General features: G+C 36.1%; 21 protein-coding genes. 17 read left to right on the top strand and 4 right to left on the bottom strand.

Going from position 1 to position 22,084, the window contains the following annotated elements; translation table 11 throughout:
- Positions 1 to 18: 18 nt before the first annotated feature.
- The 13 genes from ACIQXF_RS20240 (at position 19) to ACIQXF_RS20180 (ending at position 14,319) form a co-directional block, all read left to right on the top strand.
- Entirely contained in the window at positions 19 to 1,635 is a 1,617-nt protein-coding gene (locus ACIQXF_RS20240) for an ABC transporter substrate-binding protein (RefSeq protein ID WP_402786720.1), read from the top strand.
- A 240-nt stretch (positions 1,636 to 1,875) separates the two neighbouring features.
- On the top strand, positions 1,876 to 2,880 hold the full coding sequence (locus tag ACIQXF_RS20235; protein ID WP_402786717.1) for an ABC transporter permease: 1,005 nt from the start codon (positions 1,876 to 1,878) through the stop codon (positions 2,878 to 2,880).
- Positions 2,881 to 2,895: 15 nt separating this feature from the next.
- Complete coding sequence (gene nikC, locus ACIQXF_RS20230; RefSeq protein ID WP_402786714.1) at positions 2,896 to 3,789, top strand: nickel transporter permease; 894 nt, start codon at positions 2,896 to 2,898, stop codon at positions 3,787 to 3,789.
- 422 nt (positions 3,790 to 4,211) lie between these two features.
- Positions 4,212 to 4,832: a TerD family protein gene (locus ACIQXF_RS20225; RefSeq protein WP_402786711.1), complete on the top strand. Its 621-nt coding sequence runs from the start codon at positions 4,212 to 4,214 to the stop codon at positions 4,830 to 4,832.
- A gap of 27 nt (positions 4,833 to 4,859) precedes the next feature.
- Positions 4,860 to 5,441, top strand: coding sequence for a TerD family protein (locus ACIQXF_RS20220; protein ID WP_402786708.1), 582 nt, complete (start codon positions 4,860 to 4,862; stop codon positions 5,439 to 5,441).
- A 35-nt stretch (positions 5,442 to 5,476) separates the two neighbouring features.
- Positions 5,477 to 6,052, top strand: a complete 576-nt coding sequence (locus ACIQXF_RS20215; protein ID WP_402786705.1) for a TerD family protein — start codon at positions 5,477 to 5,479, stop codon at positions 6,050 to 6,052.
- A 30-nt stretch (positions 6,053 to 6,082) separates the two neighbouring features.
- Complete coding sequence (locus tag ACIQXF_RS20210) at positions 6,083 to 6,829, top strand: TerC family protein (RefSeq protein ID WP_402786702.1); 747 nt, start codon at positions 6,083 to 6,085, stop codon at positions 6,827 to 6,829.
- An 89-nt stretch (positions 6,830 to 6,918) separates the two neighbouring features.
- Complete coding sequence (locus ACIQXF_RS20205; RefSeq protein ID WP_402786699.1) at positions 6,919 to 8,112, top strand: HpcH/HpaI aldolase/citrate lyase family protein; 1,194 nt, start codon at positions 6,919 to 6,921, stop codon at positions 8,110 to 8,112.
- Positions 8,093 to 9,448, top strand: coding sequence for a phosphoribosyltransferase family protein (locus ACIQXF_RS20200; protein WP_402786696.1), 1,356 nt, complete (start codon positions 8,093 to 8,095; stop codon positions 9,446 to 9,448). Before ACIQXF_RS20205 ends, ACIQXF_RS20200 begins: the two co-directional genes overlap by 20 nt.
- A complete protein-coding gene (locus tag ACIQXF_RS20195; RefSeq protein ID WP_402786693.1) occupies positions 9,439 to 10,539 on the top strand; it encodes a cysteine protease StiP family protein in 1,101 nt (366 codons plus the stop codon). The genes ACIQXF_RS20200 and ACIQXF_RS20195 overlap by 10 nt, the downstream gene beginning before the upstream one ends.
- 12 nt (positions 10,540 to 10,551) lie before the next feature.
- A complete protein-coding gene (locus tag ACIQXF_RS20190; protein ID WP_402786690.1) occupies positions 10,552 to 11,367 on the top strand; it encodes an HAD family hydrolase in 816 nt (271 codons plus the stop codon).
- Between the two features lie 265 nt (positions 11,368 to 11,632).
- Positions 11,633 to 13,264, top strand: coding sequence for a YceG family protein (locus ACIQXF_RS20185; protein ID WP_402786687.1), 1,632 nt, complete (start codon positions 11,633 to 11,635; stop codon positions 13,262 to 13,264).
- Between the two features lie 20 nt (positions 13,265 to 13,284).
- Entirely contained in the window at positions 13,285 to 14,319 is a 1,035-nt protein-coding gene (locus tag ACIQXF_RS20180; protein WP_402786684.1) for a toxic anion resistance protein, read from the top strand.
- Between the two features lie 148 nt (positions 14,320 to 14,467).
- Here the strand turns inward: ACIQXF_RS20180 and ACIQXF_RS20175 are convergent, their stop codons facing one another.
- The 3 genes from ACIQXF_RS20175 to ACIQXF_RS20165 all read right to left on the bottom strand — a co-directional run bounded on the left by ACIQXF_RS20175 (position 14,468) and on the right by ACIQXF_RS20165 (position 17,938).
- Complete coding sequence (locus tag ACIQXF_RS20175) at positions 14,468 to 15,100, bottom strand: TerD family protein (protein WP_402786681.1); 633 nt, start codon at positions 15,098 to 15,100, stop codon at positions 14,468 to 14,470.
- Positions 15,101 to 15,280: 180 nt separating this feature from the next.
- Positions 15,281 to 16,369, bottom strand: coding sequence for an FUSC family protein (locus tag ACIQXF_RS20170; RefSeq protein ID WP_402786678.1), 1,089 nt, complete (start codon positions 16,367 to 16,369; stop codon positions 15,281 to 15,283).
- A 282-nt stretch (positions 16,370 to 16,651) separates the two neighbouring features.
- Complete coding sequence (locus ACIQXF_RS20165; RefSeq protein ID WP_402786675.1) at positions 16,652 to 17,938, bottom strand: glutamate-1-semialdehyde 2,1-aminomutase; 1,287 nt, start codon at positions 17,936 to 17,938, stop codon at positions 16,652 to 16,654.
- Positions 17,939 to 18,069: 131 nt separating this feature from the next.
- Between ACIQXF_RS20165 and bcp the strand changes: the two genes are divergently transcribed.
- The 3 genes from bcp (at position 18,070) to perR (ending at position 20,147) form a co-directional block, all read left to right on the top strand.
- Entirely contained in the window at positions 18,070 to 18,546 is a 477-nt protein-coding gene (bcp, locus tag ACIQXF_RS20160; protein ID WP_402786673.1) for a thioredoxin-dependent thiol peroxidase, read from the top strand.
- Positions 18,543 to 19,487, top strand: a complete 945-nt coding sequence (locus tag ACIQXF_RS20155) for a D-2-hydroxyacid dehydrogenase (RefSeq protein WP_402786671.1) — start codon at positions 18,543 to 18,545, stop codon at positions 19,485 to 19,487. The genes bcp and ACIQXF_RS20155 overlap by 4 nt, the downstream gene beginning before the upstream one ends.
- A gap of 216 nt (positions 19,488 to 19,703) precedes the next feature.
- Positions 19,704 to 20,147 (top strand): peroxide-responsive transcriptional repressor PerR, encoded by a 444-nt coding sequence (perR, locus tag ACIQXF_RS20150; RefSeq protein WP_402786668.1) that lies wholly within the window; start codon positions 19,704 to 19,706, stop codon positions 20,145 to 20,147.
- A 244-nt stretch (positions 20,148 to 20,391) separates the two neighbouring features.
- Here perR and ACIQXF_RS20145 read toward each other — a convergent pair whose 3' ends face one another.
- A complete protein-coding gene (locus tag ACIQXF_RS20145) occupies positions 20,392 to 20,742 on the bottom strand; it encodes a YgzB family protein (RefSeq protein ID WP_402786665.1) in 351 nt (116 codons plus the stop codon).
- 149 nt (positions 20,743 to 20,891) lie between these two features.
- Between ACIQXF_RS20145 and ACIQXF_RS20140 the strand changes: the two genes are divergently transcribed.
- Positions 20,892 to 21,776, top strand: coding sequence for a nucleotidyltransferase-like protein (locus tag ACIQXF_RS20140; protein ID WP_402786662.1), 885 nt, complete (start codon positions 20,892 to 20,894; stop codon positions 21,774 to 21,776).
- The last annotated feature ends 308 nt before the right edge of the window (positions 21,777 to 22,084 follow it).

The raw sequence follows: 22,084 nt of genomic DNA, 5'->3' as shown, positions 1-22,084 counted from the left end.
AACATAGGGGGAAATTCAATGAAGAAAAAAAAGCTTTGGTCTTTGGGTGTAATGCTACTCCTTATTCTCTCGACAATCTTAGCAGCTTGTGGTGGCTCAGATACAAAGGATACAGGTAGTAAAGATACGACAACTGGTGGCGATACAGCTGGCAGTGGTGAACCAAAAATATTAGTTTATGGTCGTGGTGGAGATTCAGTAGCACTAGACCCTGCAGTTGTGACTGATGGTGAATCCTTCACTGTTACTGCAAATATATATGAAACAATAGTAAATTTCGGCGAGCAAGATGTAACAATTCAACCAGGATTGGCAAAATCTTGGGAAGCATCGGATGATGGATTAACATACACATTCCAGCTTCAAGAAGGTGTAAAATTCCATGATGGCACTGATTTCAATGCAGAGGCAGTTGTTAAAAATGTTGAGCGTTGGAAATCAGGTGCTGATAAACATCCATATTTTAGCTCACAATTTGTAGTGGGTGACAAGCAAATTATAGAATCAGTTACTGCTGAAGGTGACAATACTGTTGTGTTCAAGCTTAGCCAACCACAGGCACCTTTCCTGAAAAATCTAGCAATGTCTCCTTTTGGAATTGCTTCTCCGACAGCTTTTGAAGCAGATGAAGAAGGGCTATCTTCAAATCCAGTAGGTACAGGTCCATTCAAATTTGTAAGCTGGGTACGTAATGATTCGATAACAATTGAGAAAAACCCAGACTACTATATTGATGGTTTACCAAAATTAGATAAAGTAATTTACCGTTCAATTACAGATAACTCTGCACGTTTAAATGATTTAACGAACGGCGATATTGATGTAGCCGATGGTTTAAGTCCGTCTGATAAAGCAACAATTGAAGGTAATTCGAATTTACAGTTAATCGAACGTCCATCTATGAACGTTGGTTATCTAGGTTTAACAGTTACTCGACCTCCATTTGATAATGTAAAAGTTCGTCAAGCAGTAAACTACGCAATCAATAAGCAAGCATTAGTAGATGCATTCTATGAAGGATTAGCGGAGCCAGCGAAAAATCCTATGCCTCCAGTAATTTCAGGCTACAACGATGAGGTTACAGGGTATACGTATGATCCTGAAAAAGCAAAATCATTATTAGCTGAGGCTGGCTATGATGGCAAAGAAATCGAGCTATGGGCTATGCCAGTTCCACGTCCATACATGCCTGACGGTCAAAAAGTGGCGGAAGCTATTCAAAAGAACTTAGAGGATGTGGGCATAAAATCTAAAATTGTATCTTTTGAATGGGCTACGTATTTAGAAAAAGCTCAAAATGGTGAAGCTGATGCGTTTTTACTTGGTTGGACAGGTGATAACGGAGATGCGGATAACTTCCTTTATACTTTACTAGACGGTGATAACATTGGTTCTAACAACTATACATTCTATGATAATCAAGAGTTACACAAACTATTAGTTGAAGCTCAAAGTGAAACTGATGAAAACAAGCGCAATGAACTTTATAAGCAAGCTCAAGTGATAATCTCTGGGGATGCTCCATGGGTTCCACTTGCTCACTCAATCCCAATTTTAGCTGCTAACAGTAAAGTAAAGAATTATATTGCTCATCCAACAGGTTCTGACCGCTTAGATGCAGTAGATATTCAATAGTCTTTTGAATTAACTAATTTAATTGAGGAAATTAAAGAATCTGCTTGCTTTTCTGCGGGTAAGCCGTAGAAATCTTGCGGATTCTTTTTACAGGATAAGAATATTTTTTTCTGTATGAAAGACGAATCATCTAAACGTTAAAACCGTTTTCTAAAAGCTGACCCTTTCTACAGTATGTACAAAGACTTCAATGCTTTTCATGCAAAAGTATATTATGAAAATAACAGAGAGGTGAAGAAGATGCTTCACTATATGGGAAGACGTGTGTTTCAATTAATCCCAGTTTTGCTTGGAATGACTTTTATCGTTTTCATGTTAATTCGTGCAATCCCTGGTAATCCAGCACAAGTAATTTTAGGACAACAGGCAACGAAAGAGGCGGTCGAAGCATTAAACGCAAGTTTAGGATTAAATAAGCCGTGGTATACACAATATTTTAATTATTTAGGCGGTATTTTTCAGGGTGATTTAGGGGTGTCATTGCGGACTAAACTACCCGTATCACAAGAAATATTCCCATACTTAGCAGCAACAGCAGAGCTAGCGATATTTGCAATGATTATCGCCGTAATAGTTGGTGTAAATGCAGGCATTATTTCCGCATGGTTCCAAAATTCATGGTTCGATTATGTAGCAATGGTTGTTGCCTTAATTGGAGTGTCTGTTCCAGTTTTTTGGCTTGGTTTAATGGAGCAATGGGCATTTAGTAATCAGCTTGGCTGGTTCCCGGCAACTGGTCGAGCGGATGTTCGGAATCCCGTCACCGCCATTACTCATTTTTATTTATTAGATACGCTTATACAAGGAAGTTTTAATCAATTTATTGAGGTATTAAAGCGATTAGTCTTACCAGGGATGGCGCTAGCAACAATTCCAATGGCGATTATAGCAAGGATAACTAGGTCTTCAATGCTTGAAGTAATGCGCTCTGACTATGTTCGTACTGCAAGAGCAAAGGGGCAAAAAATGTTTGTTGTAGTTTATAAGCATGCCTTGAAAAATGCAATTATACCAGTGTTAACAGTAATCGGCTTGCAAACAGGATTACTGCTTGGCGGTGCCATTTTAACAGAGACCATTTTCAGTTGGCCTGGAATTGGTCGCTATATTTATGATGCTATTGGCTTCCGGGATTATCCTGTTATTCAATCTGGTATTTTAGTAGTTGCTTTTATTTTCATCATGATTAACTTGATTGTGGATTTACTGTATACAGTTATTGATCCACGAATTAAATACAAATAGAGGGGAGAAGCGAAAATGACTGGAGCGATAGAAATAAAAACCGAGGTAGCACCAAGTCGTGAACGTGCGGCAGGTCCTTGGAGAGAAGGCTGGCGTAGCTTTAAAAAGAGCAAAATCTCCCTAATAGGCGCAGGCATTGTACTATTTTTCATTTTACTAGCTATAGCTGGCCCGATGATTGCTCCTGAAGGTAGTAATGAGCAAGATTTATCAAAACGTTTATTAGCACCATCCAGTGAGCATTGGTTTGGAACAGATGACTTTGGTCGGGATATTTTGTCTAGAGTGATACATGGGGCCCAGATTTCTTTGTGGGTAGGCTTTTTTTCAGTTGTTTTGTCAGTTATCGTAGGTAGTTTACTCGGTATAATCGCAGGATATTATGGACGATGGATTGATACAATTATTTCACGTTTATTTGATATTATGTTAGCATTCCCTAGTATTTTACTAGCTATTGCAGTTGTAGCAGTGCTTGGTCCTTCATTACAAAATGCATTAATTGCTATTGCCATTATTAACGTCCCGAACTTTGGACGTTTAATTCGTTCGAAAGTATTGAGTGTAAAGGAAGAGGAGTATATCGTGGCAGCAAAAGCAGTTGGAATGCGTGATTCGCGAATATTATTCTCGCATATTTTACCAAACTCAATGACGCCAATTATCGTACAAGGATCATTAGCCATTGCAACAGCGATAATCGAAGCGGCAGCGTTAGGCTTCCTTGGATTAGGCGCACAAGCACCAGCACCAGAATGGGGGAAAATGCTTGCAGATGCCCGTATCTATTTAATAAAGGCACCGTGGACGATGATTTTCCCAGGCTTGGCTATTATGTTAACGGTTCTTGGTTTTAATCTAATGGGTGATGGCCTACGTGATGCGCTTGACCCGAAAATGAAAAGCTAATAGATGTTAGATGAGGCTGGAACAATCAAAAACTTTAAAAAAGCGCGAGAAATCAATTTTAGAAACGTTGATTTCTCGCGCTTTTCTGATGTTAATTTTTTAACTTTTTAAAAAAATACTTATGTTTAAGCCTCTTTTTTCTATAGCGGCATGATATTTTAAAGCTTTAAGTTAGAATAAAGTAACAGATGATTGAATTTACCAAATCTATTAATTGAATTAATTGAATTTCTTGTAATATTACAGTAGACTTAAGATATGGAAAAAGTCAATTTTTGTTGAAATTATATATTTTTTGTATAGTTAAAATCAAATAAGATTGAACTTCCTATTAATCTATTAAATGGAAATAGATTAGTGTATTTTGTACATAATATTACGGTGAAAGTAAAATAAATGCAATTCGTAGGAGGGTGTTTTTGTTGGGAATTAATTTACAAAAAGGGCAACGTGTCGATTTAACAAAAGGTAATGCTAACCTAACTAGTATTAAAGTTGGTTTAGGTTGGGACCCAATTGGTCAAGAAAAAAGTGGTGGCTTTTTCGGAAAAATATTTTCTGGTGGGAGTGCAGGTGGAAGTGGCAGGGATATCGACTGTGATGCTTCAGTATTAATGCTACAGAATGATAAGGTTATAGCAGGTGATGATGTCGTTTACTTCGGAAAATTAACAAGTAATTGTGGCTCTATTCGACATTCAGGTGATAATTTAACAGGCGACGGCGACGGAGATGATGAAGTAATTACAGTTGACTTAAACTCAGTGCCTACGCAGTATAACAAACTTGTGTTCGTTGTTAATATCTATGATGCAGCTGCACGTAATCAGCACTTTGGATTGATTAAAAATGCCTATATTCGCGTGTTTGATGACAGGTCAGGAAACGAGTTAATTCGCTATAATTTAACAGATAACTACTCTAACCTAACAACGCTTATCTGTGGTGAGATTTATCGTCATAATAATGAGTGGAAGTTCGCAGCTGTAGGCTCCGGTACTAATGATATTAAGCTTGGCGATGTAGTTAGAAGATATCAATAATTATAAAAATATTGGAGGAACAGTATAATGGGTGTTTCATTGCAAAAAGGCCAAAAAGTAGATTTAACAAAAACGAATCCAGGGTTAGTAAATGTAGTTGTTGGTCTTGGTTGGGATACAAATAAATATGATGGTGGACATGATTTTGATTTAGATTCATCTGTATTTTTGCTTGCTGATACAGGAAAAGTATCAGATCAAAATGATTTTATCTTCTACAACAATACTACAGGTGGAAATGGCTCTATTGTACACTCAGGTGATAATTTAACAGGTGTCGGCGATGGAGATGATGAAGTTGTGAAGGTAGCTTTAACTCAAGTGCCAGCACACATACAACGACTAGCATTTACTGTAACTATCCATGAAGCAGATGCACGCAACCAAAACTTCGGTATGGTGTCTAATGCCTATATTCGTATTGTAAATGAACAAACAAGTGAAGAAATTATTCGTTATGATTTAGGTGAAGATTTCAGTATTGAAACAGCAATCGTTGTTGGTGAACTGTATCGACATAACGGTGAATGGAAATTTAATGCAATAGGTGCAGGCTATCAAGGTGGATTGGCCGCTCTTTGTAACGATTATGGCTTGGATGTAAACTAACGTATTATTTTTTAAACAAGAAGGGAGATTTTATAATGGGTATTCAATTAAGTAAAGGGCAACGTATTGATTTAACAAAGCAAGATCCTGGTTTAAATAATGTTGGAATTGGATTAGGTTGGGATGTGAAACAATTCGATGGCGGGCATGACTTTGACCTAGATGCTTCTGTATTCTTACTAGATGCGTCAGGAAAATGCCGTAGTGAGCAAGACTTTATCTTCTATAATAATTTAACAAGCCCCGATCAGTCAGTAGTGCATACTGGTGATAATCGTACAGGTGAGGGAGATGGAGACGATGAAAAAGTTCTTGTAAACTTAAAGCAAGTATCTCCACAAATTGAAAAGATTGTTGTAACAGTTACAATTTACGATGCAGAAGCACGTTCCCAAAACTTTGGACAAGTACTAAATGCATATGTTCGTTTAACGAATGAAGATACAAGTGCAGAAGTGCTACGCTATGATTTAGGTGAGGATTTCAGTATTGAAACAGCTGTTGTATTTTGTGAGCTATACCGTCATAATGGCGAATGGAAATTTGCTGCGGTTGGCTCAGGTTATCAAGGTGGATTGGGAGCATTAGTAAATGCATATGGACTACAATAATTTAGATCGATAGATGATGGAGGAACTTAGTTGGACGTTATTAATGAGATATTAAATACATATGCACAGTTTTTTAACTGGCAAATGTGGGGAAAGGTATTAACAGATCCTGTAGCATGGGGGCTTATTTTTTCACTAATCATTATGGAGGGGCTTCTTTCAGCTGATAATGCATTAGTATTAGCCGTACTTGTTAAGCATCTGCCGCAAAATCAACGAAAAAAAGCGCTTATGTATGGGATGTTTGGAGCGTATTTCTTCCGTTTTATTTTCATAGGTGTAGGAGTATATCTTGTCAAGTTCTCAATTGTTAAGATCTTAGGCGCTGCTTACTTAATGTGGCTCGTAATAGTACATTTTAAAAATAAGAGCGATGAAGAGGACGGAGCAATAGAGTTTAAGAAGAATGGCTGGATGGTCCGAGTATTCGGTACTTTCTGGGCAACAGTAATCTCAGTTGAATTAATGGATGTTGCCTTTTCAGTAGATTCTATTCTGGCGGCTTTTGCGATTTCAGATCAAGTATGGGTTCTATTGTTAGGTGGAGTATTAGGGATTATTATGATGCGAACAATCGCTGGTGTTTTCCTAGCATTAATTGAGCGAGTACCGGAGCTTGAAACAACTGCTTATATTTTAATTTTAATTATTTCCTTAAAAATGTTTGCAAGTATTTTTGGTTTCCATCTATCACATGAAATATTCTTTGCTATTTTAATTTTGGCCTTCTTATTAACATTTGTTGTACACAAGATGAATAAGAAAACAGCTATGTAACACCGCGGCACTGTATTAGTCTGTAAGAAACAGGCTAATGCAGTGCTTTTTTTACAATAGTTCAAGCTTTTTTTCGAGGAGAGGATTAGATGCAACATTTTGAAACAGCAGCAGAAAGGATTTTCTATAAAAAGCCACAGCCTTTTACTAAATGGGAAGCACCAGAAATTTTGGCATATGCTTTAGGTGCTACATTGTATATGCCGGCATCTATGCCCAACATCGTAGATTTAATTCAAAATCAAAAATATAAAGAGCTGACATCAATTGTTATAGACCTAGAGGATGCAGTAGGGGATGCAGAATTAGCAGAATGTGAAGCAAAATTAATAGACGATATCAGTGAGTTATTTATGCTTTATAGCAGTAAACAAATTCTACCACAAAATCTACCTCTTATATTTATTCGTGTACGTGATGTCAAGCAGTTTAAACTATTAACAAATACGTTAGGTGAGCGACAAGAAGTATTAACTGGTTATGTGTTTCCTAAATTTACAGCAGTTCAAGGAGCAGTATATTTTGAATTACTGGAGCAAACGGCTCAGGACTATAATTTAACGTTATATGGTATGCCGATTTTGGAGAGTCGTGAGATCCTATATAAGGAGTCTCGAATGGAAGCGTTATTTTCCATTAAAGAAGTTTTACATAAATATAGACATAGTGTATTAAACGTACGTATTGGTGCAACTGATTTTTGTGGGATATATGGTATTCGTCGTCGCATGGATTCGACGATTTATGATATAAGCCTTATTCGAGATTGTCTGGGGGATATTGTCAATGTGCTAGGGCGTGAAGAAGATGGCTTTGTGATTTCTGGACCTGTATGGGAGTATTTTAGTAATCACCGTATATTAAAGCCGACATTAAGAATGACCCCTTTTAGCGAAAAAGGAGCGATGGATACACGGAAAGCATTATTGGACGAATGCTTAGATGGCTTAATGAAGGAAGTGCTGATGGATAGGCAAAATGGTATTGTAGGAAAAACGGTCATTCACCCAAGCCATGTTCGTGTTGTCCATGCATTATATGTTATTTCTTATGAAGAATATTTAGATGCCATGAGTATCGTAGAAAATAACGATGGTCAAAAAGGTGTTTTAAAAAGTCACTATGCAAATAAAATGAACGAAATAAAACCTCATATGAGATGGGCACAACGAATTTTACGCCAAGCGCATTTATATGGTGTTTATCATGAATCAGTAGATTTTGCATCTCTATTATTAAATCAAGATGTTGGAGGTAATATCTATGCAACAACTAAAAAATAGGCTAAATATTATGCAAAACTACGAAATTGACATTTCGATCACACAAAATCCGCATAACTTTGCATTATCGGATTTATTTAAAATGGCTGCTCGTATTAATAAGAAAAGACAATTTTTATTTGTCAGTACAGTTTTAGGAAAGCATTTAGCTGTTAGACCACAAATACCATTACTTACAGGAACACTTCTAGCAATGATGTATTATCGGAGGGTTGTTGATGAAGAAATAAATGGCATTGAAAAAATTGTATATGCACTAAAAGAGCGTAATGGACAGGATGCTTTACAACCAAATTTAGAGTTGCCTGAGGAAACATTGTTTATCGGGTTTGCAGAGACTGCGACAGCACTTGGTCATGCTGTCTTTAATACGTTTCTTTCGAATGCGGCGTATATTCATACGACACGAGAAATAATACCTGATATTGAGCCATTTGTGACATTTGAAGAGGAACATTCACATGCAACTAGTCATCGAATTTATACTTTAGAACCTGAAAAATTGTTACAAGCTAAGCGTATTGTATTGATCGATGATGAAATTACTACAGGAAATACAGTGGTGAATATTATTGCATCGTTAAGAGAGAAATTTCCTCTAGTTAAGCACTATACAGTGCTATCAATTTTAGATTGGCGATCTGAACAGCAGCAAGGGATTTTTAAACAATTAGAGAATCAATGGAACATCTCCATTGATTTTATTGCGATTATGTGTGGACACTTTAGTTGTAATGGTACACCTCTTTTACCAAGTGAACATGTAGACTTAACGAAAAATATGACACAAGATATGGAGTTAATATCCATAAAGGAGCCGATTGATCGTAAATATTATCGTTCTATTGCTGAGAATGGTTTAGAAAATAGTCAACCCTACATGTTAGCCACTGGGAGATTTATGTTAACTTCAGAACAGCATTTAAAACAAAAGGATGAAATAATGGTAATTGCCAATCAATTAAAAAAGCTACGAACAGATGGACCATTACTAGTGATTGGCACAGGTGAATTTATGTATGTGCCTATGCAAATTGCTGCTCATTTAGGAGAGGATGTTTATTTTCAATCTACAACCCGTAGCCCTATTTATTGTACAGATGATACGGAATATACGATTTCAGAAAAAATAGCTTTTGAATGCCCTGAAAATAATGGCATTGAAAATTATTTATATAATGTACAAAGTCACCCTTACACGGAACTTTTTTTAATAGTGGAACGTATAGCAAGTAGAGAAGCTATATTACAAAGTGTACAAGCATTACAATCTGTGATTAAAGCAAAAATTTACGTTATTTGTATGCATGAATTGGAGGTAGAATCATGGGCATGATGGTGCAGCCAGATAAAATGGGAAGCTATACGTCAGAGGATGTTGTTTTTTTATTACGTGATATTAGTAATGTTGTACTTGAACTAGATAATGAAAAACGTGAAAGCTTAATCCAATCAGGTACGCATTATTCTGAAATGCTACCAGTCGAATTTCATCCATCCGAAGCATATATGGAGCTTTTTTACAAAACTTTAGAAGCTTATGCAGAGCGCATTGCAATTGCTGTTGGGGTTGTAGCGGAACAAATTATAGTACAAAGAGGTTTAGAACATTTAGTTCTTGTAAGTTTAGCGAGGGCTGGTACACCAATCGGCATTTTGATTAAACGTTATATAGAAATGCGCTATAGTATTAATGTACCTCATTATTCAATTTCCATTATTCGTGGCAGAGGGATAGATGAGACAGCCATTCGTTATATAATTGCAAAGCATCCTCAAGCATGTATTCAATTTATTGATGGATGGACAGGCAAAGGTGCCATCACAAAGGAATTGTTACAGGCATGTCAAAATTTCAATGCTAATCATAAAGAACAATTGAACGCAAATTTAGCTGTATTGGCTGATCCAGGACACTGTGCAGCTATTTTTGGAACACGTTCAGATTTCTTAATTCCATCTGCTTGTTTAAATTCAACTGTATCTGGCTTAGTAAGTCGGACTGTGTTGAATTTGAAGTTCATGGATGAAAGGGATTTTCATGGGGCGAAATATTATAAAGAGTTAGAAGATGCAGATGTGTCAAATTTGTACATAGATCGTATAGCTACTTGTTTTGAGAAAGTACAAAAAGAGATTGAACAACAACTTTTAGAAAGAGTATCTCCTTCGATTACTTGGAAAGGCATGAGATCCGTTCAAGCAATTCAAGAGGAATTTGGAATTGATAATGTTCATTTTATAAAGCCAGGAGTAGGGGAAACCACACGAGTATTACTAAGACGTATCCCGTGGAAAATTTTAATTAATCCCAAACATATAGATGAACTTGAACACATATTATTGTTGGCTAGGGAAAGAAATGTACCTATTGAAGAGTATTCGAACATGTCTTATTCATGTTGCGGCTTAATTAAAGAAGTATAGAGGAGACAAAATATGCTATTATTTACATCTGATTTAGATCGTACATTAATTTATTCTAGGCACATGATGGACAAGTTTCCACCCGCAACAGCAACTGTCGTAGTTGAACAAAGAGATCATGAAATCATTAGCATGATGACTGAGTCAACAACGAAATTATTACAACAGGTACATAAACAAGCAATATTTGTACCTGTAACAACGCGTGCTTTATATCAATATGAACGTATTCATTTTATAAAAGAAATTGGCCCTGATTTTGCAATTACAAGTAATGGGGGTACAATATTAGAAAATGGTCGTCCAAATGGAGAATGGACAAAAACATTACGTAAACGTATTGAAGATTCTTCCATACCTAGAGAGGATATTGTAAGACACTTTCAAACCGTAAAATCAGATTTATGGCTACAGCAATCATTTTTTATGGATGAATTATTCTATGTACATCATGTCAATAATGATATTTTAAGCCATGATGAATTAAAAGCAATCGTTCAGGAATTTGATAGGCATGGCTGGCATGTACTTTTACAGGGTAAAAAATTATATATTATGCCTAAAGTGTTAACGAAAGAAGCCGCAATCACGTATATGAAAGAACAACTTTGTACATATGATGTACACCTAGCAGCGGGTGATTCTATTATGGATTATGGAATGCTAGCGATGGCAGATATAGCTTATACACCTCATCATGGAGATTTAAAAGAAAAACAGCCCCAAGTGCTAAGGAATGCAACATATTCAGCAAATAGTGGAGAAGCCTTTACAAAAGAATTGCTTGAAGCAGTTTTGCGACTTGCAACAAAGCCAATAGAAATATAATTAAGTAATCAATGTCTTTTTGAATCAAAAACTAGAAAATAAATAATAGGTAGGAAACTTAACCTTACTACCTGTAAAAGTCCGATTGATAAAACTAATAGTCAGTAGTGATAAAAAACTCTTCACTGACTAAGGTTTTACTTTATGCTTTCAATCAACTGTCGTATCTAAATGTTATGGCTCACAGTATAGAGCTCACAGGAGATGTAAATGTGTTATTCTTGAGCAAATTTACTGAGGAAGATTTCAAGGAGTTGATGTTTGTTTGAAAACCTTCACAATACAGTCAGTTTTGGAACGTGATCCTGTTGATTGGCTACAGGAGTTCCAAGATTCACCGAAGATTCGTCCAATGTATGAGATAGGACCTGAGCAAGTAAGTTTTAGTCGTATTACTGTACGTGTATTAGGTGTGCCATTAGAGGAAGATGATTATTTTAATGAATTGTATAATTTGGCACAAAAATCGGAAATTCATATATTAAGTGAAGAATTAAATAAGCAAATTGAGCAAAAGGATTTCCATGCGCTACAAAATATTTTTAAACAACATAAGGAAACACCTAAAGGGTTATCCATTAATCGATTGGTTGCTATGATGTATGGTAATCAGTTAATCCCAAAGCACGATGATGCGTTTATGAATAGACATTTACAGCTTGCAATGATTCGAGTTGTAGAACGCTTCCAAAACCAGCAATCCCTTGGTTTACTTGCCGATGATTTTCGCCGATTTTTAATTGATATGGTGAAATGGTTAAAAAATCATTGGATTCAATGGACAAAATCCATGAAGCCTACTGATGATTTCCCAAAGGTTGTTTGGTATGGTGAAACAACACTAAGCCAGCGTTATTTTTTATTACTATTGATGGAACTTGGCTGTGATGTTTTGATCTTTCACCCAGGTAAAGTTGATGAATTTGCTGATATTGATCCTACAAATATGTTTTCTATTACGTATTCTTATGCTAATCAAACATCATTACAGCCTTTTCCAGAAAAGTTACGCGATCGTCAGGCAACAGTTGGTTATCGTTCGAGTCAGCATTTTGAACAACTAATGTATAATCAGGAATCCGGTGTTTATCGACCATGGCAGTTTAATGATCATATGCCACGTTCATTAACGTTACGTATGACTTACGATGATATTTTTATTTATTCAAATGAGAAAGCGATGGTTCGACCAAAATTTGAAGTGATTAATAATGAAGTAATAATACCAGTAATTTTCGCGAAAATTAGCGGCGTATCAAGTATGCGGGAGGAGTATTGGCATTATATGCATAAACTCCTAGCTAGTCCGCTAACTGTGTTTGTGCAAGAGCTTCCATATATGAAAACTAGTAGAGCCAACTACCATTTTCACTATAAGCATTGCTTAGTAAATGGTGAGCTATCGGTAGAGCGTATCGTTCAAAGCGATTGGTGGCAATATGGCGAATTGTCAATAGAGTTACAATATGCTATTGCACATACAATGAAAGCCTCATGTGAACAACCAATACTAAAACAACAGCCCAACGAATCATTATACGATTTACAAATCTTTATATTTAAACAAATGACAATGATTCCTCAAGAAATACTACGTTTGTTACAGAGCTTTGATTATTCACAGGAGGTGCCGAAGCTAGTAGTATATCAAGCACCAGAGCAACCGGCATTATCGCGCGAAGACATTACTTTGTTTGCATTTTTAAATCGCTTCGGTATTGATATTGTATTCTATAATCCGACAGGTAAGCTAGATTTAGAAAAGCACTTACTTGAGGATACTTTTGATGTGCATCGTTTAGAGCATATGGTATTTGACTTACAATATGAAGAACCAAAGCAACAAAAGTCTCCATCAGATACAATGATAAAAAAAATATTTAATCGCTTTTTCTGAGTTTGGGAAGGAGGCGTACTATGTCAATTGTACCAATTACACTTAATCAACTAACAGTAGAAACAGCAGAGATTACTAAAAAGCAGCTACTTCAAAGTCCAGAGATACAACAAATTGTAAATCGCATTAATATTAAAAATCAGCTTGATTTAATAGCATTAGGTAAAGATTCTGCAACAAAGCTGTCACATTTCTCAGACCAAATCTTAAAAATGCTGGCGAAATCAGAAATAAATGAATCAAATGAATTATTAAAGCAACTTGAAGAATTGATGTCAAAATTCGATAGAAAAGAAGTAATAGAGGAAACAAGCTTTATCAAAAAGCTATTTAAACGTTCGGTCAAAAAAGATGAGGATTTGTATGTAAAATACAATACTTTGAGTAAAGATATTGAGAAGATTCATTATCAATTTGTATGTATGGAAGATGCATTGGCAAATGATAACCGTATGCTTGCACGTTTATATAATGAGAACTTGGTGTATTATATTGAATTAGAAAAATATATATTAGCATCGGAAATTAAATTGGATGAAGTTACAACTTCGTTGATACCAATGTTTGAAAAGCAATCCGAAGCAGGCAACCAAATTGCAAAAATGGAACTAAATAGTTTGCAAACGATTGCTGAAATGCTTAGATTAAAAATAGATGAGTTGGAGAAAACTCGTATGGTCGCCATATTAACAGCTCCGCAAATTGAGATGCTTCGTATTGGTAATAGTGAGTTGATGGAACAAATTAATAGTGCGTTTCTTACAACAATCCCTGTTTTTAAAATGGGGATTATGAATTCAATCAATGAAAAGCGTCAAAAACTACAAAATGATTCGTTAGCAGCTTTTGAAAATCGTATGAGGCAATTCGGAGAAACTAGTAATGATACGGTACAATTAAGCATGTCGATGGCTCAACAATCTGAAACACCACAAACACTAGAAGAAATATGGGATACCATTATACTAGGTATTTCTAATTACCGTAAGCTTCGCGATGAGCTAACGGCACAACGCAATGCATCGGAGAAACAACTGATGGCATTGAGGACATAAACATTTAAAAGCTGACATCATTTCTTTTAAATGTTGTCAGCTTTTGTGAATCGTTTTGTCTATGTATGTTCTTTTCTTTAGATGATTGTAGCGTGAGAAGGTTGGATTTTAGCAGTGAAAATGAGACACTGTACGTATTTGTTCGTCCTTATTTTCTTCCTGCACGCCATGAAAGCCCCCAATTATAGGCGTTGTCCATATCTTTATGTCCACTAAAGTACTCTACGAGGCGCTCAACCTTAAACGTTTCATTATTTACATTTTCAATCATGGCAATGGCACACATGTTTTTGCCATTACGGTGTTCATTTAAACGAACTTCAATGCTTGGGCCAGTTCCGTAGTTGACCGTCACAATACCGTCTGCTTCGGCCCAGTTCGCTACCCCTTCATAAATGAAAGTATAGATTAATACACGTTTAATCTCTCTAACTTTACTTCCGTTAATACGTAAATTTTCACCGTTGTTTAACATACCTGTACGATCATCACCATCTAGCTCAATAAAAGGCGAGGAATGCAAATTACCAAATGCATTACCAAGAGCTTGAACGCAACTTTTACTACCATCTGTCATTTCGTATAAACAACCTAAATCTAAATCAATACCTCCATTAGATTTCGTGCCAAATAAAGAAGATAAAAAACCGCCTGAGTTTTTCACTGTTTGCTGATTCCAATTTAAATTTACGAGAATTTCTCCAATTCCTTGATTTTGCGATTTTGTTAAATTTACAAATTGACCTTTCTTCGTTAATTCGATTTTACCTAAATTCACCATAAAATATAAACACCTACCATTTATCTATTTATATCCATTGTAATAAATTGTTGGGATATATACAATTTCATATTGAGAAAATGAAAAAACGACAAATTGAATTGTACCAATTTGTCGTTCAACCTATTTATTTGGTAATATACTAATTTCCCATTTCATTTGCTACGTAACTAGAAATAATTAAATAAATTCCTCTTCAAATTCCACATTGATTTCATGACCATGATGGCTCTGATATGACACGATGAGCGTATCCAAATGCTCTAAGTTTTCTTCGTAATCTAAAATACGCGATAGAATATAAAGCAAATGATAGCTCGAAAATTCAGTATCACCTTCATCATGTGCATAGGTAATCTGTTTGATGAAAATTTCCATTAACTCATTACGTTGAATGTAGTCGATGTTTTTACTCCACTCTGAATGTTCGGGCTTCAATTTCCCTGTATATTTTAGCAGTAGCTGCTCATGGTAAGTTAGCAGGAAGTCAAGCCGCTCTTGAATCATTAGATGAAATTGCGTCGGTAGCTTTACTAATTCGTTTTCATGATTATGAAGACGATGAAGCAGCTCCAAACTTTTCTTTGAAGTTGTGATCATTTGACGATACACAACTAATTTACGTGCCTTTACAAACTTTTTATTTTTAAAGTAATTACGCTCTTCCTTATAAAAATCATATAGTGTATCAACGCGTTGCATACGAGACTTAAATTTGCTTAATGCTTCTTTTGTAGAAGTATGCTCAGATGCTTGACGAACAGCAAGTCGCGTCCATCGAATAATATCATCCTGTAAAAAGTAAATCTTACGGAAAAGCTTTACTTCATATTTTGGTGGTAGGAAGAACAGATTGACAACAAATGCTGCTAACACTCCAACTAATATGGTAATAAAGCGAATAAGACCAAATGTAAGGAAGTCATCTCCTTGAATCTCCATAATAGCTACAACTGTAACAAGTGCTAGGGACAATGACTTTTCAAGTTTAAATTTCAACATTATACCGATAGCAACAATGACTGCAATGCCAACTGCTACTACATGGTGACTAAAAAGTAAGCCGAAAATGACCGCGATGGTAGCTCCTATAATATTGGCCTGTACTTGCTCAACAATCGTTTGATAGGAGCGATAAATAGATGGTTGAATCGCAAAGATGGCTGCAATACCTGCAAAAACAGGTGATGGTAGCTTTAGCAACTCAGCGATAAATAGTGCAAACACGATGGCTACACCAGTTTTAAATACACGGGCACCTAATTTCATAGAAAATGGATGTCCTTTCTGTCTAAAATTTTAACTTCTTTCAGTAGAGGTCTTCCACCTCAATAGGTTATGAGATAAATGCAGTCAATTATGCCGAGGTATAATTGATGCTTCTATACATTATAGAAGGAAGTGCTCATAAAATACATAGATATGTATATCATTAATTGAAAAAGACGACTCAGTGGGGAGCCGCCTTTTTAAAAAAGAATATATTTTATGCGATGCAAAAGTAATTCGTTGCTGTTAATAGACGATTTTCACTTTTGTACGCCCACAGAATTACAATTGTGAAAATGCATAATCTACTGCTTTAATTGTTTCAAGAATATCTGTTTCTGTATGCTCTGTAGTTAAGAACCATGCTTCATATTTGGAAGGAGCTAAATTAATACCTTGCTCAAGCATTAATTTAAAGAAGCGGCCAAAGATTTCACCATCTGAGTTTTCAGCCTGCTCATAGTTCTCTACTTTCACATCTGTAAAGTAAATTGTAAGAGCACCTTTGAGGCGGTTTACAGTAATTGTTACATCATGTTTTTTTGCAGCAGTTAAGATACCGTCCTCTAATATACCTCCAAGACGATCCATTGCATCATAAATACCTGGAGTTTGTAATACTTCTAAGCAGGCAATACCAGCTTGCATAGACGCTGGGTTTCCTGCCATTGTGCCTGCTTGATAGGCTGGGCCTAGCGGAGCAACTGTATCCATAATCTCTTTACGGCCACCATATGCACCGATTGGTAAACCACCGCCAATTACTTTACCAAGTGCAGTAAGGTCTGGCGTTAAGCTTAATAAGTTTTGAGCGCCGCCATAGTGGAAGCGGAATGCAGTAATAACTTCATCGTAAATTGTTAATGCGCCTTTTTCCTTTGCTGTTGCATGAACGAACTCTAGGAAGCCAGGGTTTGGCTCTACAATACCGAAGTTTCCAACAATAGGCTCTATTAAAATAGCAGCGATTTGATCGCCCCATCTATCCATAGCTTCCGTAAATGCTTCAGGGTTGTTAAATGGTACAGTAATTACTTCTTCTGCAGTTGAAGCTGTAACACCAGCTGAGTCTGGTGTACCTAATGTCGCAGGACCAGAACCAGCAGCAACTAATACTAAGTCAAAATGACCGTGGTAGCAGCCAGCGAATTTCATAATTTTTGTACGGCCAGTATAAGCGCGGGCAACACGAATTGTTGTCATTACGGCTTCTGTACCAGAGTTGTTAAAGCGTACTTTATCCATTGAAGGGATTGCTTCTTTTAGCATTTTAGCAAAAGTAACCTCGTATTCAGTTGGAGTACCAAACAAAGTGCCATTTTCAGCTGCGTGTGTAATAGCCTTTGCGATATGGGGGTGACCGTGACCAGTAACGATAGGACCGTAAGCTGCTAGATAGTCGATATAACGATTGCCATCAACATCCCAAAAATAAGCCCCTTTCCCACGAGCCATTGCAACAGGGGAGCCTCCGCCAACTGCTTTATAAGAACGAGAAGGGCTATTTACACCACCAACGATATGCTGTAGCGCTTCTGCGTGTACTGCTTCAGATTTTGTGTGATTCATATATATTGCCTCCTAAATCTTTATACTCCATCTATTGTAGACCTATCAGTGCGAGAAATCCAAAGAAATTAAGGAATATGACTTGTTTTGTTACTTAGAGTAAAATAGAGCATACAGAGGAGGAGATTAATATGACTTTAATAGAAGGAAAAAAAGCTCCAGATTTTTCCCTTATGAATGACAAAGGAGAAATGGTTAAGTTAGCAGATTTCAAAGGACAAAATGTTATTTTATATTTTTATCCTAAAGATATGACACCAGGATGTACTACAGAGGCTTGCGATTTTCGTGATAAGCATGAGGATTTTAATAAATTAAATGCAGTTGTACTTGGTATTAGTCCCGATGATGCAAAAAAACATACCAAGTTTATAGATAAGCATGGATTGCCGTTCTCGCTATTAGTGGACGAGGATCATGCAGTGGCAGAGGCGTATGGGGTTTGGGTACTGAAGAAGATGTACGGTCGAGAATATATGGGAATAGAGCGTTCAACTTTTTTAATTGATACAGAAGGAAATGTTATAAAAGCTTGGCGCAAAGTACGTGTGAAAAATCATATCGAAGAAGTATATGCATATTTAGCGGAATGGGAGGCAGAAAAATGAGAATCTATTTTACATTTGAACCAAGACCTGACTTACGAGAACCACTAGTAGCAGAATTTCCACAAGTGGATTTTATTTTTGAAAATGGCTTATCAAACGATGAACTACAAAAAGCGGACGTGCTAGTTACATATGGTGAAGATTTAAATGATGAAAATATTCAGTATGCATCAAATGTTAAGTGGATTTTTGTGGCTTCTGCGGGAATAGAAAAAATGCCAGCTCAAGCTATTATTGATCGGGGTATTTTAGTTTCAAATGTACGAGGGATTCATAAAACTCCGATGGCAGAATCGATGCTTGCTCATATTTTAGCGATTAAGCGTGCAGTGCCTTGGATATATGAGCAGCAAAAGAACAGTGAATGGTCAAAAAAAGCGAAGCAAAGTGAATTACGTGATAGTACAGCACTTATCCTAGGACCTGGAGCGATTGGCTCAGAAGTAGGACGTTTGCTGCAAGCATTTGGAGTTACGACAATCGGCTGTAACCGTTCAGGGAAAGAAGCAGCTTATATGAATGATATGATAAGATTTGATCAATTAATCGAAGCTTTACCTAAGGCTAATATTGTTATTTCTGTATTACCTAAAACTGCAGAGACTACACATCTATTGAAAGAAGAACATTTTAAAGCGATGAACAATGACGCTATTTTCATGAATTTTGGTCGTGGAAACTTAGTAGAGGAAAACGTTCTAATCCATGCCATTCAAGCACGCGAAATTGGTTATGCGGTTTTAGATGTATTTGAACATGAGCCTTTAGCTACGGATCATCCCTTATGGACTTTACCGAACGTTATTGTATCCCCACACATTTCAAGTCACTCAACTCGATATGTTGAACGTAGCTTAGAGATCTTTAAGCCAAGTTTGGAGAAGTGGTTACGCGGTGAAACTGATTTAGAAAATGTAATGGATTTATCGAGAGGCTATTAAGGCGGGCGGTAAAGGGAAGCCTGTTAAGTTCTTAGCTTACTGGATAAAGATTTAGCTATGGGCAAATGAAAGCTAGAGATATATCTTATGCTCCCCATTAATACTTAAATGAAATTAGTTTAGAATGTGTATGATTGTTGACAGAAGTAAGTTTTTTTCGATACACTATTTATAACAATTATCAATTAATAATATTTATGAAAGAGGTGCATGACGATGTCTGCAACGCATTTACAAGATGCACTTGACACGTTAAAAACAACTGGTGTACGTATTACTCCTCAGCGTCATGCTATTTTGGAATATTTAATTCAATCAATGGCACATCCAACTGCCGATGAAATTTATAAAGCACTTGAAGGGAGATTCCCTAATATGAGTGTAGCGACTGTCTATAATAATCTTCGTGTATTTCGTGAAGTTGGTTTAGTGAAGGAACTAACTTATGGGGATGCTTCAAGTCGCTTTGATTTCGTTACAAATGATCATTATCATATGATTTGTGAATGCTGTGGAAAAATAGTCGATTTCCATTATCCTGGACTCGATGAAATTGAACATTTTGCATCACAAGTAACAGGCTTTGATGTGCATTCGCATCGTTTAGAGATTTACGGTACTTGTCCATCATGTAAAGGTGTATCTGTAAAAGTGCAATAAAGTGAAACTTAATCAGTGGGGATTTTCTTCATCTACCACTGATTATTGTAGAGGAACACAAGCTAAGTACTCCGCATCCTGCGAAAAACGCTTGTGTAACCAACATCGTGTTGGCCTCAATCAGGCTTTTACGGGCATTTTTTTGCTTTACTAAGTCTTAAAATGGGAGTCTTGTACCTGACGCTTGGTTTTCGATACGGATAAATTAAGGCGGGATAAGAAAATCCTAGCTCTTTAATAAGGGCTAGGATTTTTTCGTCTTATTATAAGATTGGTCGAACTCTTTTCCTTCCAGAGTTGGATCCAATGTTAATGGTTCATTGCAGTACATACACATATCTACACGACCTAATACTTTTGTGTGCTTATGGCAGTTAGGGCATTCTACCTGAACGGCTCTTGTTGAGAGAAGCCCAATCCAAGCATATACCACTGTACTACCAACAATACATAGTACACCAAGAGTCATGAAAATTAATACTAAGATAGGATTGTTTTTAAAGAAGATTCCCCCATACATAACTATAAAGCCGATAAAAATAAGTGACAATGCGAATGAACGGATTTTATTAATTTTATTTTTGTAAGGTTTCATATAACATCTTGCCTCCCAATCTAAAATCTACTATAACATATAAGAACAAAGTATTTTAGCTTTGAGAGCATGGAAAGCAGGAATACTTTTAGAGTATGTCGAATTTTTAACGAAATAAAAGGCAAAAAGCGAATAGAGGGGGGCTGAACATGGAGCAAGTTTTGCGTACAATATACCAGGAACGTGCAAGTCAGTCGAATACATTAGGCGTTATCTTAGTGGAAAAGCGCGAGGAGCAAAGTAATGTTACGGATACATTTGATACAATCTTGCTTGTTATTGTTAAGGAAGCTGAAAAACCAGTCTTTACGAAACATTACTTATATGAAGGAAATAAAGTAGCATTACATACTGTTACTGAGAAAATAATCCGAAAATGGCTGCTAATTGGCTCTAATAAAAAAGTGGTCGATTGGATTTTCTTTGGTAAAGTCTTATTTGATCGCAATGAATTCCTTCATAAATTAAAGATCGAATTACAGGAGTTTCCGTTTAGCGGTCGTAAAATAAAGACTGGCATACAGTTTTCAAAATTAATTCGACGCTACTTAGAAGGAAAAGAATATTTTGATAAGGGGAGTTATCTCGATGCCTATAATCATGTTGTAGATTCGCTACATCATTTAGGCCGTTTATCGATCATCGATAGTGGACTTTACCCCGAAGTAACTGTTTGGTCTCAAGTGAAAAAAATCGAGCCGGCGATTTATAAACTATACGAGGAGCTTGTAACGAGTAATGAGCCGATTGAAAAACGATTAGAGTTACTGTTTTTAGCAAGTGAGTTTTTAATACATTCACGTACAAGAGACGGTGCTCAACATATATTAGAAGTAATGCAAACAAAAGAGACTTGGACAATTCAGGAATTACATGATCACGACGAGCTCGTAAACTATTCAGTTGATTTAGAAGTATTTGTTGAATACCTAGTAGACAAAGGTTATATTCAAATTGAACCTATCGTTGCAAAAAGCGAGATGATTTTCCACCGTCATTATAAGGTGAATAAAGAAGCTCTAGAAATGGAGTAAGGACTATAGTATGCTAGTAATCGAGGTATGGAAAAATACCTCGATATTTTTTATAAAAAGTTGTTGACGAATAATATATTGATATTGTATTATATTAATTGTCGCTAAGACATAACGAAAACTTAATGAACTTCAAAACAACTTTTAAAAAAGTTGTTGACACAAATTAAGTTAAATGTTAATATAAAGAAGTCGCTGAAAACACGACTTAATAATGAACCTTGAAAACTGAACAAGCAAAACGTAATCAATAAAGTTTTTAGTAGCTAACCTTGAGTTAGTGAACGAAACAAATTTTGGACATCATA

Source organism: Lysinibacillus sp. NPDC097231 (genome assembly GCF_044761885.1).
In the GTDB taxonomy this organism is placed as follows: Bacteria; Bacillota; Bacilli; order Bacillales_A; family Planococcaceae; genus Lysinibacillus.
Note: the sequence above shows the minus strand (reverse complement) of the source record. Positions and strands in the feature narration are given on the sequence as shown.